At 60.7% G+C, this 12,522-nt stretch carries 14 protein-coding genes; 5 read left to right on the forward strand and 9 right to left on the reverse strand.

Going from position 1 to position 12,522, the window contains the following annotated elements; genetic code table 11:
* Nucleotides 1-171: 171 nt before the first annotated feature.
* From ACERHN_RS09465 to ACERHN_RS09480, 4 genes are all read left to right on the forward strand, one after another.
* Complete coding sequence (locus tag ACERHN_RS09465) at nt 172-1,011, forward strand: peptidylprolyl isomerase (protein ID WP_415922387.1); 840 nt, start codon at nt 172-174, stop codon at nt 1,009-1,011.
* Between the two features lies 1 nt (nt 1,012).
* Nucleotides 1,013-2,239 carry a bifunctional glutamate N-acetyltransferase/amino-acid acetyltransferase ArgJ gene (gene argJ, locus ACERHN_RS09470; RefSeq protein ID WP_415922388.1) on the forward strand — a complete coding sequence of 409 codons (1,227 nt, stop codon included), beginning with the start codon at nt 1,013-1,015 and terminating at the stop codon, nt 2,237-2,239.
* A complete protein-coding gene (locus tag ACERHN_RS09475) occupies nt 2,236-2,634 on the forward strand; it encodes a (deoxy)nucleoside triphosphate pyrophosphohydrolase (protein ID WP_415922389.1) in 399 nt (132 codons plus the stop codon). The genes argJ and ACERHN_RS09475 overlap by 4 nt, the downstream gene beginning before the upstream one ends.
* Nucleotides 2,635-2,754: 120 nt before the next feature.
* Nucleotides 2,755-2,889 (forward strand): hypothetical protein, encoded by a 135-nt coding sequence (locus ACERHN_RS09480; protein ID WP_415922390.1) that lies wholly within the window; start codon nt 2,755-2,757, stop codon nt 2,887-2,889.
* 71 nt (nt 2,890-2,960) lie between these two features.
* Here the strand turns inward: ACERHN_RS09480 and infB are convergent, their stop codons facing one another.
* The 6 genes from infB to pip all read right to left on the reverse strand — a co-directional run bounded on the left by infB (nt 2,961) and on the right by pip (nt 10,187).
* On the reverse strand, nt 2,961-5,435 hold the full coding sequence (gene infB / locus ACERHN_RS09485; protein ID WP_415922391.1) for a translation initiation factor IF-2: 2,475 nt from the start codon (nt 5,433-5,435) through the stop codon (nt 2,961-2,963).
* A gap of 9 nt (nt 5,436-5,444) precedes the next feature.
* Nucleotides 5,445-6,095: an RNA-binding protein gene (locus tag ACERHN_RS09490; RefSeq protein ID WP_415922392.1), complete on the reverse strand. Its 651-nt coding sequence runs from the start codon at nt 6,093-6,095 to the stop codon at nt 5,445-5,447.
* Between the two features lie 22 nt (nt 6,096-6,117).
* Nucleotides 6,118-7,731 carry a transcription termination factor NusA gene (nusA, locus tag ACERHN_RS09495; protein WP_415922393.1) on the reverse strand — a complete coding sequence of 538 codons (1,614 nt, stop codon included), beginning with the start codon at nt 7,729-7,731 and terminating at the stop codon, nt 6,118-6,120.
* Nucleotides 7,731-8,309, reverse strand: a complete 579-nt coding sequence (rimP, locus tag ACERHN_RS09500; protein ID WP_415922394.1) for a ribosome maturation factor RimP — start codon at nt 8,307-8,309, stop codon at nt 7,731-7,733. Before rimP ends, nusA begins: the two co-directional genes overlap by 1 nt.
* 139 nt (nt 8,310-8,448) lie before the next feature.
* Entirely contained in the window at nt 8,449-9,219 is a 771-nt protein-coding gene (locus ACERHN_RS09505; RefSeq protein ID WP_415922395.1) for an ABC transporter substrate-binding protein, read from the reverse strand.
* Nucleotides 9,216-10,187 carry a prolyl aminopeptidase gene (pip, locus tag ACERHN_RS09510; protein WP_415922396.1) on the reverse strand — a complete coding sequence of 324 codons (972 nt, stop codon included), beginning with the start codon at nt 10,185-10,187 and terminating at the stop codon, nt 9,216-9,218. The genes ACERHN_RS09505 and pip overlap by 4 nt, the downstream gene beginning before the upstream one ends.
* 50 nt (nt 10,188-10,237) lie before the next feature.
* Here pip and ubiG point away from each other — a divergent pair, with 50 nt between their 5' ends.
* Nucleotides 10,238-10,984 (forward strand): bifunctional 2-polyprenyl-6-hydroxyphenol methylase/3-demethylubiquinol 3-O-methyltransferase UbiG, encoded by a 747-nt coding sequence (gene ubiG, locus ACERHN_RS09515; protein ID WP_415922397.1) that lies wholly within the window; start codon nt 10,238-10,240, stop codon nt 10,982-10,984.
* Here the strand turns inward: ubiG and ACERHN_RS09520 are convergent.
* The 3 genes from ACERHN_RS09520 to grxC are packed head-to-tail and all read right to left on the reverse strand — an operon-like array spanning nt 10,971 to nt 12,518.
* Entirely contained in the window at nt 10,971-11,423 is a 453-nt protein-coding gene (locus ACERHN_RS09520) for a MarR family winged helix-turn-helix transcriptional regulator (protein WP_415922398.1), read from the reverse strand. The genes ubiG and ACERHN_RS09520 overlap by 14 nt on opposite strands.
* Before the next feature lie 6 nt (nt 11,424-11,429).
* Nucleotides 11,430-12,260, reverse strand: a complete 831-nt coding sequence (locus tag ACERHN_RS09525; protein WP_415922399.1) for a carbon-nitrogen hydrolase family protein — start codon at nt 12,258-12,260, stop codon at nt 11,430-11,432.
* On the reverse strand, nt 12,261-12,518 hold the full coding sequence (gene grxC, locus ACERHN_RS09530) for a glutaredoxin 3 (protein ID WP_415922400.1): 258 nt from the start codon (nt 12,516-12,518) through the stop codon (nt 12,261-12,263).
* Between the last annotated feature and the right edge of the window lie 4 nt (nt 12,519-12,522).

Consider the following 12,522-nt stretch of genomic DNA (forward strand, 5'->3'; position numbering starts at 1 on the left):
TCTCCAGCCGATCAATTCATGTTGTGCAGCAACTGCTTGCCGGGCACGCGCCAAGCCCATAAGTATCGGGGGCAATAATCGGCCCCGGCCGCGTCCATAGGGCGATGTAAGGGTCACGCGAAACCGTGTCAATGCGCGCCCAAGCCGCGTGCCCAGCCCAAGGACTGTTCCATGTCGAAACGTTTCTTTTCCCTGTCTGCACTGGCCGTGTCTGCTGCGATGGCTCTGCCTGCGGCTGCACAGGATGCCGATACCGTGCTCGCCACAGTGAATGGCACCGAAATCACGCTGGGTCACGTCATCGTGGCGCGCCAATCCTTGCCTGAACAGTACCAGCAATTGCCGAACGAAGTGCTGTTTGACGGCATCCTCGGACAGCTGGTGGAGCAGGAACTGCTGGCGCAATCCTCGGCGGCGGACAAGGCACCTTACATCCAATTGTCACTCGACAACGAAGAGCGGTCTTTGACCGCCGGGGACGCGATCAATTCGCTCCTCGAAGCGGAACTGACCGAAGACGCGCTGCGCGCAGCTTACGAGACCCAAAAGGCCGAAAGCGCACCACAGGAAGAATACAACGCGTCCCATATCCTCGTCGAAACCGAGGAGGCGGCGCAGGCCGTCATCGAAGAGATCGAAGGCGGGGCCGATTTTGCCGCTGTGGCGCGTGAAAAATCAACCGGTCCCTCCGGCCCCAATGGCGGGTCGTTGGGATGGTTTGGAACAGGCGCCATGGTGCCCTCCTTTGAGGCCGCAGTGATCGCACTTGAGGTCGGGGCAGTGTCCGCGCCGGTGCAGACGCAGTTCGGCTGGCATGTCATCATATTGAACGACACCCGCACACAATCCTTCCCGACCTTCGAAGAGGCACGCGACGAGCTGGCCGACAACTTGCGCGCAGACGTGGTGGCAAACCATATCGCATCGCTTCGTGAGGCGGCCGAGGTTGATCAGATTGACCTCGAAGGGTTCGACCTGTCGCTGATGCAAGACGTCACACTGGTCGAGTAAAATGGCAGGCGCTGCACCCCGCTCTCCTCTGGCACCGGCACGCTTTCCCGACCTGCCCATCGTTGAGGGCGTCCGCTTTTCCGCGGTGTCCGCTGCGATCAAGTACAAGGATCGGCTGGACGTGATGTTGGCCGAATGTGTGCCGGGTACGGCGGTGGCGGGTGTGTTCACCCGCTCGGCCACGCGGGCCGCGCCGGTCCTGGATTGTCAGGCCAAGCTGGGCGGGGATGCAACGGCGGGGGCAGCAATCCTGGTGAACGCCGGGAACGCGAACGCCTTTACCGGGCGCAACGGGACAGAGGCCGTTGATACGGTGGTCAGTGCAGTCACCGCTGCAACCGGTATTCCGGGGACCCGTGTCTTTACCGCATCGACGGGCGTGATCGGAGAACCGCTGCCCAAGGAACGGATCACGCAAAAACTGGATGTGTTGGCCCGGACATTGGACCCAAGTGCCATTGCGGATGCCGCGTCTGCGATCATGACCACCGACACGTTCCCCAAGGGCGCCAGCGCAACCTGCACTGTGGACGGGCAAACCGTAACCATTGCAGGCATCGCCAAAGGTTCGGGCATGATCGCGCCCGATATGGCGACCATGCTGGTCTATATCTTTACCGATGCACAGATTGCACAGGACGCGTTGCAGTCTCTTGTCAGCGATCTCAACGATCAAACCTTCAACTGCATCACCGTGGACAGCGACACGTCGACCTCCGACACGCTTTTATGTGCCGCCACCGGCGCGTCCGGTGTCGATGTGACCGGAGACGCCGGTTTCACCGACGCGCTGCGCGATGTGATGCGCGACCTGGCGCATCAGGTGGTCCGCGACGGTGAGGGTGCGACCAAGTTTGTAGAAATCGCCGTTACCGGCGCTCTCACGGACGCAGATGCAAAAACGCATGGCCTGTCGATTGCCAATTCACCGCTCGTCAAGACGGCGATCGCTGGCGAGGACCCGAATTGGGGCCGGATCGTCATGGCGGTCGGAAAATCCGGCGCTGCCGCTGACCGCGACGCCCTGTCCATTCGCTTTGGCGATGTCCTTGTTGCGGACAAGGGCTGGGTCAGCCCGGATTACCGCGAAGAAGACGGCGCCGCGCACATGAAAGGCGACCACATCCGCATCGGCGTGGATATCGGCATGGGCAACGGCGTGGCGACCGTTTGGACCTGTGACCTGACGCATGGATACATCACCATCAACGCGGACTACCGTTCATGAAAGTTGTGCTGGTATCTGCCGTCGCCCTGATTGACGTGGACGGGCGCGTTTTGCTTGCACAGCGCCCCGAGGGGAAATCCATGGCGGGCCTGTGGGAATTTCCCGGCGGCAAAGTCGAACCCGGCGAAACGCCCGAAGCGGCCTTGATCCGCGAATTGCAGGAAGAGCTGGGCATCGACACATGGGCGTCGTGCCTTGCTCCGCTGACATTCGCCAGCCACAGCTACGATGACTTCCACTTGCTGATGCCACTGTTTGCCTGCCGGAAATGGGAAGGCACGCCGCAGTCAAAAGAGAATCAGTCGCTCAAATGGGTGAAGCCGAATGCACTGCGCGACTACCCCATGCCCGAGGCCGACATCCCTTTGATCCCTATTTTGCGCGATTGGCTCTAGGGAATTCGCGTCAAAGTTTAAGAAAGTTATAGTTTCTGGGCGCCGAACGGTGTTTATTGATGACTTATTAACCAAGTGACGTACATTTATTTCATAACTTTTCTTTGGGGAGGAAAGCGAATGCTGCGAACAATCGCACTGGGGACTTCGATATTGGTACAGGGCATTTATGTCCGCACGCTGCCGGACGGACGGATGACCGTTCGTGTTGACGGTGCAACGTATTCCGGCACGCCGGTTATGCGCGCCGCCTGAAGGGCGACACAGCTTGAAACGAAAAAGGGACGGCGTCATGCCGTCCCTTTTGTTTTTTCAGGATCGCAGGATCAGTCGAGGACGCGTGTGATTTCCTCGCGCTCAAAAATCTCGATCACATCATCCGGACGGATATCGTCGTAATTCTCGAACGCCATCCCGCATTCCTGACCGGACTGCACTTCGGCCACTTCGTCCTTGAAGCGTTTGAGCGTTTTCAGCGTGCCTTCGTGGATCACCACGTTGTCCCGCAGCAAACGCACACCGGCAGAGCGGCGCGCAACGCCTTCTGTAACCAGACACCCGGCAACCTTGCCGACGCCAGAGACCTTGAAGACCTCTTTGATCTGCGCATAGCCGATGAAGTTCTCGCGGATTTCCGCGCTGAGGAGGCCAGAGGCCGCCGCCTTCACATCATCCACAAGGTCGTAGATCACCGAATAGTACCGGATCTCTACACCCTTTTGGTTCGCTGAGTTCCGCGCAGGCGTGTTGGCCCGCACGTTAAAGCCCATGATCGGCGCGCCTGACGCTTCGGCCAGACCGACATCCGTTTCGGTGATCGCGCCAACGCCCGAGTGCAGCACGCGCACGCGCACCTCGTCGTTGCCGATTTTCTCCATCGCCTGAACGATGGCCTCGGCAGAACCTTGCACGTCGGCCTTCACCAGAATCGGCAGCTCGGAGACGTTCTCGTCCGCCTTGGCATTTGCCATCAGCTGTTCGAGGGTCGTCGCAGCACCGGCGGCAGCGCGTTTGTCCTTGGCCGCCTTCTCCCGGTACTCAGCGATTTCACGCGCCTGGGCTTCGGTTTCGGTTACGTTCAGAACGTCACCCGCCTCGGGTGTGCCGTTCAGGCCAAGAACCTCAACCGGCACCGACGGACCAGCCTCTTTGACGCGTTCACCCTTGTCATTGATCAGCGCACGAACCTTACCGTACTGCTCGCCCACAACAAAGATGTCGCCCTGACGCAATGTCCCGGTCTGCACCAGAACGGTAGCCACGGGACCGCGACCCACATCAAGCTGCGCCTCGATCACGGCACCTTGGGCGGCGCGATCGGGGTTGGCCTTGAGTTCCAGGATCTCGGACTGCAACGCAATCGCTTCGAGCAGTTCGTCAAGGCCCTGACCGGTGATGGCCGACACTTCGACATCCTGCACTTCGCCGGACATCTTTTCGACGATGACCTCGTGTTGCAGCAGGTCCGTCCGCACCTTGTCAGGCGTCGCATCCGGTTTGTCGATCTTGTTGATCGCCACGATCATCGGCACTTCGGCCGCCTTGGCGTGGTTGATGGCTTCGATCGTTTGCGGCATCACGGCGTCATCTGCCGCAACCACCAACACCACGATATCCGTCACCTGCGCACCGCGCGACCGCATCGACGTGAACGCCGCGTGGCCGGGGGTATCGAGGAAGGACAGCGTGACGCCGTCATCCGTTTTCACCTGATAGGCACCGATATGCTGTGTGATGCCGCCCGCTTCGCCCGCGACAACCTTCGCATCGCGGATCGCATCGAGCAGCGATGTCTTGCCGTGGTCGACGTGGCCCATGATCGTGATGACCGGCGGACGGGATTGCAGGTCATCTTCGCTGTCGATGACTTCCTTGATCACGTCCTCAACGTCGGCGTCCGAGACGCGCTGCACGTTGTGGCCAAACTCTTCGATGATCAGCTCGGCTGTATCGGCGTCGATGGTCTGGTTCTGCGTCACCATCATGCCGTTGTTCATCAGCGCCTTGACCACGTCACCCACACGCTCGGCCATACGGTTGGCGAGTTCAGAGACGACAATGGCTTCGGGCAGGTTGACGGTGCGCGTGACCTTTTCACGCTCGACCGATCCACCCATCGCTTTTTGGCGCGCGCGCTCTTGCTTGCGCTTCATCGCCGCCATGGAGCGTTGACGCCCACCTTCGCCACCAGACAGCGCCTGGTTCAGCGTCAGCTTGCCCGAGCGGCGTCCACCATCGTCGCGACCACGGTTGTTGGGCCGTTGCTCACGATCACGGTCGGTTTTGCGCGGGGTTGCCGACGGCGTCGCCTGACGCTGCGCTGGCTTCGCCGCCGCCTCTGCGGGTGCCGCTGCTGCCGCTTGGGCCGCTGCCGCCGCTTCGGCTGCCTTGCGCTTCTCTTCTTCTTCCTTGGCCTTCAGCGCCTCTTCGCGCTCACGCTCTTCGCGTTCCTTAGCCTCGGCTTCGGCACGGCGGCGTTCGCGGTCCGCTTCGCGGGCCTTTTCTTCCTCGGCCCGCTTTGCGGCCTCTTCGGCCTCACGGGCTTTGGCAGCCTGAACAGCCTTCAACCGGCGGTCCATCTCCGCATCGGAGATACCAGCCGGACGGCGGCTTGGATCACCGGCAGACGCGCCGCCAGGACCGGAGGCCTTACCGGCTCCGGGCTTGGGCACAACCACCCGCTTGCGCTTCGTCTCGACGACGACATTCTTGGTCCGCCCGTGGCTGAAACTCTGTTTCACGTTGCCCGGACGTGCGCCGCTGCGCAGACCCAATGTCTTTTTCCCGTCAGTATCGCTCATATAGCTCGTCTATCCTTCCAGGTGGCCCCTGCCACCTTTTTTGTCACGCCCGGCGGCATCAGCCACCTTATTTTCACGGACTCCGCGTAAACGGTTGGCTTCCTCTACAACACGTTGCGTGAGTCCACCAGAGGCGAGCGCCCCATGTACCACAGTTTGGCGCCCAAAGGCCAAACCCAACTCGTCCGCCGTCAACCAGCCGATGTAAGTTCCAAAGTGCGGCGTGCTCAATTTGGACTTGCCACGTCCCGAGCCATCCGCCGCCTGCATCAGCACTTGCGCCTCTTCGACCGCAAGCATGTTCTTGACCTTTTCGTACCCGGCCACCGCGCGCCCGCCTTTACGGGACAACGCGATCAGATCAACCACGCGGCGCGCCAATTGGCGCTCCACCTCATCCACGAGGCCGTCCGGCACTGTGACCTGCCGTTTGGCGCCGCGTGAAAACAGCTTTTTCTTCACCGCTGTGTCCAGCGCGTCCCGGTCCGCCGCAACATACATGCCACGACCCGGCAGCTTGCCCGCAATGTCCGGCACAACCTGATCATCCGGGCCAACCACAAAGCGGATCAACCCGAATTTCGGCTGCACCTCACCCGTGGCAAGGCACTTGCGCTCCGGTCCGTCCGACCGATCCTTTGAGGCGCCTCCGCGTCCCATCAGGCCCATCCGAGGCCTGAGATCAGGCCTCGGCCTCCTCGGTCAGCTCTTCGCCTTCTTCCGCCTCGGCCTCAAGCTCTGCCGGATCGACCCAGCCCAGCAGGATGCGCGCGGTCATGATCAGGTGCTGTGCCTCTTCCAGAGACACGTCAAAGGGTTCCAGAACACCGTCATCCTTGTGACGCTCGCCATCCACAGTGGTCCACCCACCAGCCAGTTCCCAGTCCGCGCAAGTCGCAAAATCTTCGAGGGTTTTGACGTCATCCTTGGCCAGCGCTTCCACCATTTGGGGTGTCAGACCGTCAAATTCAATAAGGCTGTCCTCGGCACCGAGGGCACGCGCCGCTTCCAGCGCCGCCTTGGCCTGCGCCTCGAGCACATCGCGGGCGCGGGCCTGCAATTCTTCGGCTGTGCCTTCGTCCACTCCGTCAATGACCAGCAGTTCGTCCTGCTCGACATAGGCGACCTCTTCGAGGTTGGTGAACCCTTCGGACACCAGAAGCTGGGCAAAGAATTCGTCCAGATCCAGCGTATCCATGAACAGCTTGGTGCGCTGTTCAAATTCGGCCTGACGACGCGCCGATTCTTCGGCTTCGGTCATGATGTCGATGTCGAGATTTGTCAGCTGCGACGCCAGACGCACGTTCTGACCGCGGCGACCGATCGCCAGCGAAAGCTGTTCCTCAGGCACGACCACTTCGATCTTGCCCGCTTCCTCGTCCAGAACTACCTTGCTCACCTCGGCGGGTTGCAACGCGTTCACAAGGAAGGTCGGTTGGTCTTCATTCCACGGAATGATGTCGATCTTCTCTCCCTGAAGCTCGTTCACAACGGCCTGCACACGGGACCCCCGCATACCAACGCAAGCGCCCACAGGGTCGATCGACCCGTCATAGGAAATCACGGCAATCTTGGCACGCGAACCGGGGTCACGGGCGACTGCCTTGATCTCGATAATGCCGTCATAGATCTCGGGCACTTCCATTTTGAACAGCTCAGCCATGAACTCGGGCGCGGTCCGGCTCAGGAAGATCTGAGGCCCGCGCTGTTCGCGGCGCACATCCTTGATGTAGCAGCGGATGCGGTCATTCGGGCGATAGGATTCGCGGCCGATCTTTTCGTTGCGGCGCAGGATCGCCTCACCGGCACCCACGTCCACGATGACGTTGCCGTATTCCTCGCGCTTGACCAGCGCGTTGATGATCGTGCCTGCGCGATCCTTGAACTCTTCGTACTGGCGATCCCGTTCGGCTTCGCGGACCTTTTGCAAAATCACCTGCTTGGCAGATTGGGCGGCAATACGGCCCATCTCGACTGGCGGCACCTCTTCGATCAGCTGTTGGCCGACCTCGGGATTTTCCATGTATTGCTTGGCCTGCTCGACGGTGAACTCGGCCTGATAGTTCTCAAGCTCTTCGTCCTCGACCACTGTGCGCACGCGGGTGAATGTCGCGCGACCGGTCTTGCGGTCGATGCTGACCCGGATGTCCATTTCCGCGCCGTAACGCGACTTGGCCGCGCGGGCGAGCGATTCTTCCATCGCCTCGATGACCAGCGCGGGGTCGATCATCTTTTCGCGTGCAACAGCCTCGGCGGTTTGCAACAGCTCCAGCTGGTTTGCAGATGTAATGGCCATCAGTTGTCCTCCTCGTCAGACACATCCGTCTGAATTTCGTCGAAATCTGTTTCGTTCAACACGCCCGCGGCTTTGCGCTGGCGCAGCATTTCCTTGATCAGCTCGTCCGTCAGCACGAGCTTGGCATCGCTCAGCCACTCGAACTTGAGGCCGATTGTGCCCTCGGCCACGTTGATCAGCACTTCGTCATCCTCGACCCCGGCCAGCACACCCTTGAAGCGGCGGCGGCCGTCGATCAGTTCATCCGTTTCCAGCTTGGCCTCATAGCCTTCGAACGCATCGAAATCCTTGAGGCGCGTCAAGGGACGGTCGATGCCGGGGCTGGACACTTCGAGCGTATAGGCATCAAGGATCGGGTCCTCGACATCCAATGTCGCACTAACGGCGGTGGAAATCGCGGCACAATCATCGACCTCAATCCCGCCGTCGGGTTTGTCCGCCATGATCTGCAACGTCGTCTCCTTGCCGCTCATCAACCGGATGCGCACCAGCTCATAGCCGAGATCCTCAATCACGGGTGTGATGATCTCGGCCAGCCTGCGGTCAATGGCTGCTTTGGCGATAAGGTCGTTGGTCATGATGTCCAATGCTTGTGTTCGGGCACAAAAAAACGGGCGCGCGGCCCGTTGGTCTTTCCCGGTGGTGCGCTGAGTTTGGACCCCAGCACGCCGCTGTTGATCGGCATATACGCAAGGTGGTGCGGAACTGCAAGAGGCGTCACCCCATCCACCACCGTTCCGCCATGCGGTAATTGTCCAGTGGCCAGGATTTGCCCACCGTCAGCGGCACCGTCACGGCACGATTGGCGATGTGGGTCGGCGCGCCGGTCGTCGGCAGCAATTGGAAATCTTGCGGATCGGCCAATTCATCCAGCGCGACAACATCCGCAACATCAACCATCCGTTCCGTCAGCGCCTGACCCCGCACATGATCCGCGCCGATTTGCACGAAATCGACCGAATCGAACCATCCCGCTCCGGTCTTCCAGTGATCGGCCACACGGTCCCCGATGAAATGACGGCCATCATCCAGTTTGCGCATCTGGTAAAGACCGGTGCCCGTTGCGCCGCGCACCTCGAACCCCGGCTGCGCCAGACGGAAAGGCAGGTTTGGGTCCGGTGCGTCGAGCAGAACAACCACCTGATACGTACCCTCAATCCGGATGTTCAGCGGCAGGTCAGCCAGCGCGGCCGCGGTAAAGGCTGTGCCATCATGGAACGTCACCCCTTCGCGCAGCGAAAAGGTCCATTGCGTCGCGTCCGCATTGGCGCGCCAGTCCGTTGCCAGTTCTCCGCGCAGTGTTCCGTCGGCAGCGATCTCGGTGAGATTATCAAAGACCGTCGCGGCAACCGCCCGTTCGAACAGCGCAGGCGACAGTGCTGCGCGCAACCGTCCGCCCCGTTGCGGCGCAGCCGAAACACCCGACGCCGCCAAAAGCGCCGCAGCAGCACCGGTCGCAAAGAGGGCACGTCGGTCAAAACGGGTCATTTACCAGCGATCCTGTCCATGGTCCGCACGAGTTCAGCGGAAATGCCCGGCTCTGACAAGGCATGGCCTGCATTGCGCACCATCTTGAGCTGTCCCGCAGGCCAGGCCTTGGACAGGGCATAGGCGCTGTCTGGTGGGCAGATCATATCGTAACGCCCCTGCACGATGGTGCCGGGGATATGCTTGATCCGACCGGCATGGGCGAGGATCTGGCCGTCGAACTCAAGAAAGCCCGCATTGGTGAAATAGTGATTCTCCAACCGGGCAAAGGCGCGCGCGTAATCTCCGGGCGCCTCGCCCCCCTGTCCCGCAGAATGGATCGACGCCAGCGCATTTTCCCACGCCGACCACGCCCGCGCAAACCGTGTCTCAAGCGCCATATCGCCAGAAAACAGCCGACGGTGATACGCACCGATCATATCGCCGCGCTCATCCTCGGGCACCAGCGCGGTAAACCGGTCCCACACTTCGGGCCAGAATTTCCCCGCGCCACCGCCATAGAACCAATCCAGCTCGGCTTGGGTCATCAGGAACACGCCGCGCAGCACCAGTTGCCGCACGTGCGCCGGATGCGCTTCTGCATAGATCAGGGCAAGCGTCGCCCCCCAGCTGCCGCCGAAGACAATCCACGCGTCCACGTCCAATGTGCGCCGGATCAATTCGATGTCATCGACCAGATGCCATGTGGTGTTGTTGACCACGGACGCGTGCGGCCGCGACCGGCCACAGCCGCGCTGATCAAACAGAACGACGCGGTACACTTCGGGGTCGAAGTACCGCCGCATCGCCGGGCTGCACCCACCGCCAGGGCCACCATGCAACACGATGACCGGAATCCCTTCAGGATTGCCGCATTGTTCGACATAGACCCGGTGCCCATCGCCCACATCCAGCATCCGCTGATCATAAGGATCAATCGGCGGATACAGATATTGAACTGCGCGCTTTTGGTTACTGTGCTTGTCCATAGACCTGACTACATAGAGCTCAAAGCGCACATGAGCATACGGAGACGGAAATGCAAACGCATCAAACCACGGTGGACCCCTCCGAAATCGCAAAATTCGAGGCGATGGCGGCGGAATGGTGGGATCCGAACGGAAAATTCAAACCCCTGCACATGCTCAACCCCTGCCGGCTGGACTATATCACCAGCCAGATTGCAGCAGAGTTTGACCGCGATCTGAAAGCGCCGGATGCGTTCAAAGGGCTGCGGATACTCGATATCGGCTGTGGTGGCGGGCTGCTGGCCGAGCCGATGGCCCGGCTGGGTGCGGATGTCGTGGGGGCCGATGCCGCCGAACGGAACATTCCCGTCGCGCAGGTTCATGCCGAACAATCCGGCCTGACAATCGACTATCGCCACACCACTGCCGAGGACATGGCCGCTGCCGGTGAAAAATTCGACGCGGTGTTGAATATGGAAGTTGTGGAGCACGTGGCCGACCCGCTCAGCTATCTGACCGCATGTCGGCAATTGCTGAAGCCCGGCGGGTTGCACATCTGTTCCACGATCAACCGGAACCCGAAATCCTATATGATGGCGATCATCGGGGCGGAGCATGTCATGCGCTGGCTGCCCAAAGGCACGCACGAATGGTCCAAGTTCATCACGCCGGACGAACTGTTTGATCTGATGCGCGACGCGGGCCTTGATCCGGTCGACCGCAAGGGGTTCGTGTTCAACCCGATCACCTGGAGCTGGTCTTTGTCCGACCGCGACCTGAGCGTGAACTATGTCACGGCCAGCCTCAATCCGGCTTAGACTTGTTGCTCAACTCCACCCGCATCTGCCGCAGGATCGGGACCGTGGCGCGCACCGCGCCTTCGCCCAGTTTGTCGATCACATCGCTGACCATCGGGGCAATTGCGCTCAGCGCCTGATCACGGGCGCGCCGTCCCGCGGGGCTGAGCGCGACCATCTTGCGGCGTGCGTCGTCCCAGTCGGGGCGGATATGCACGTACCCCGCCCATTCCAGCCGGTTCAGTGTGTTGGTCATGGCACCGCGCGTGACATTGAATGTCTCGGCCAACTGCGCCGGGCTGCGCTCACCACCGTGCCAGGCCAGATGGTTCAGCACCGAAAAATGCGAGATTTCCATGCCTTTCGGCAACACACGATGCAGCCGGTTGCGGATCATCTGATCCGCTGCCAGCACCTCACTGAACAGCGAGATGGCAAGACTGTTCTTGTCTTCACTCATTGACGCCTAGGGGCCGTCAAAACTCCGAGCATTGTCCCGCGAAGGGATACGGCGTCGGGCTTCGGCCACTTTTTCCATGTCCAAATCAAAGACATAAACGCCGGGTGCCTCTCCTGCGTCAAGTGACACATCGCCCCATGGGTCGACCACAAGTGAGTGGCCATAGGTCTGACGTGTTTTCCCAGACTGACTTGCATGTGTGCCCGTTTGCGCTGGCGCGATCACCCACGCCCCGGCTTCGATTGCCCGCGCGCGCAACAGGCTGTGCCAATGCGCAGCGCCCGTCACAGGCGAAAAGGCAGCCGGGTATGTCAGGACTTTTGCGCCCGCGCTTACAAGCGCATCGGACAGCAGGGGGAACCGCATGTCATAGCAGATCGCCATGCCGATCGGCGCGATGGCACTTTGCGCCAGAACCGCCCGAGACCCGGGACGGTACCCGGCCGATTCCCGGAACGTTTCGCGGCTGTCGATCTCCACGTCGAACATGTGAATTTTGTCATATCGCGCGATGATGCCGCCATCCGGACCAATCAAGAACGACCGGTTGGCAAAGCGGCCATCCGCATCCTCGGTCTTGAGCGCCAGTGAACCGATCAAAATGTGTATGTCATGATCCGACGCGAACCTGCGCAAGGCCGCAAGCGTTTCGTCATCATGCTCGTGGCGCAGCACATTCTGCTGATGCGCCCGGTTGAGGCTGACGCAGTTCGTGACTTCTGGCGTCAAAACGAACTGCGCGCCGTTTTCCACCGCCTGCCGCGCCAGATCGAGCGTCACCGACAGGTTCGCCGTCGGATCATCACTCGCGTTCAGCTGCAGAATGGCGGATTTCATTTATGCCGCCAAAAGCGGATCAAGCTTTCCGGCCTGCTCAAGCGCATAAAGATCGTCACAGCCGCCGACATGCGTGTCGCCGATAAAGATCTGCGGCACCGTGCGGCCCCCATTGGCCCGTTTGATCATCTCGGCCTTGCGACCCGGTTGGGCCAGCACATTAACCTCGGAAAACGTGACGCCCTTTTCATTGAGCAAGCGTTTCGCCGCATGGCAAAAACCACACAAAGGCGAGGTGTAGATTTCAACAGGTTTCACGATC

It is taken from the genome of Tateyamaria rhodophyticola (assembly GCF_047777875.1).
Classification (GTDB): Bacteria; Pseudomonadota; Alphaproteobacteria; order Rhodobacterales; family Rhodobacteraceae; genus Tateyamaria.

Coding starts and splice junctions, on each gene's coding strand:
- ACERHN_RS09465 (WP_415922387.1), top strand. CDS start 172: ATGTCGAAACGTTTCTTTTCCCTGTCTGCACTGGCCGTGTCTGCTGCG.
- argJ (WP_415922388.1), top strand. CDS start 1,013: ATGGCAGGCGCTGCACCCCGCTCTCCTCTGGCACCGGCACGCTTTCCC.
- ACERHN_RS09475 (WP_415922389.1), top strand. CDS start 2,236: ATGAAAGTTGTGCTGGTATCTGCCGTCGCCCTGATTGACGTGGACGGG.
- ACERHN_RS09480 (WP_415922390.1), top strand. CDS start 2,755: ATGCTGCGAACAATCGCACTGGGGACTTCGATATTGGTACAGGGCATT.
- infB (WP_415922391.1), bottom strand. CDS start 5,435: ATGAGCGATACTGACGGGAAAAAGACATTGGGTCTGCGCAGCGGCGCA.
- ACERHN_RS09490 (WP_415922392.1), bottom strand. CDS start 6,095: ATGGGACGCGGAGGCGCCTCAAAGGATCGGTCGGACGGACCGGAGCGC.
- nusA (WP_415922393.1), bottom strand. CDS start 7,731: ATGGCCATTACATCTGCAAACCAGCTGGAGCTGTTGCAAACCGCCGAG.
- rimP (WP_415922394.1), bottom strand. CDS start 8,309: ATGACCAACGACCTTATCGCCAAAGCAGCCATTGACCGCAGGCTGGCC.
- ACERHN_RS09505 (WP_415922395.1), bottom strand. CDS start 9,219: ATGACCCGTTTTGACCGACGTGCCCTCTTTGCGACCGGTGCTGCTGCG.
- pip (WP_415922396.1), bottom strand. CDS start 10,187: ATGGACAAGCACAGTAACCAAAAGCGCGCAGTTCAATATCTGTATCCG.
- ubiG (WP_415922397.1), top strand. CDS start 10,238: ATGCAAACGCATCAAACCACGGTGGACCCCTCCGAAATCGCAAAATTC.
- ACERHN_RS09520 (WP_415922398.1), bottom strand. CDS start 11,423: ATGAGTGAAGACAAGAACAGTCTTGCCATCTCGCTGTTCAGTGAGGTG.
- ACERHN_RS09525 (WP_415922399.1), bottom strand. CDS start 12,260: ATGAAATCCGCCATTCTGCAGCTGAACGCGAGTGATGATCCGACGGCG.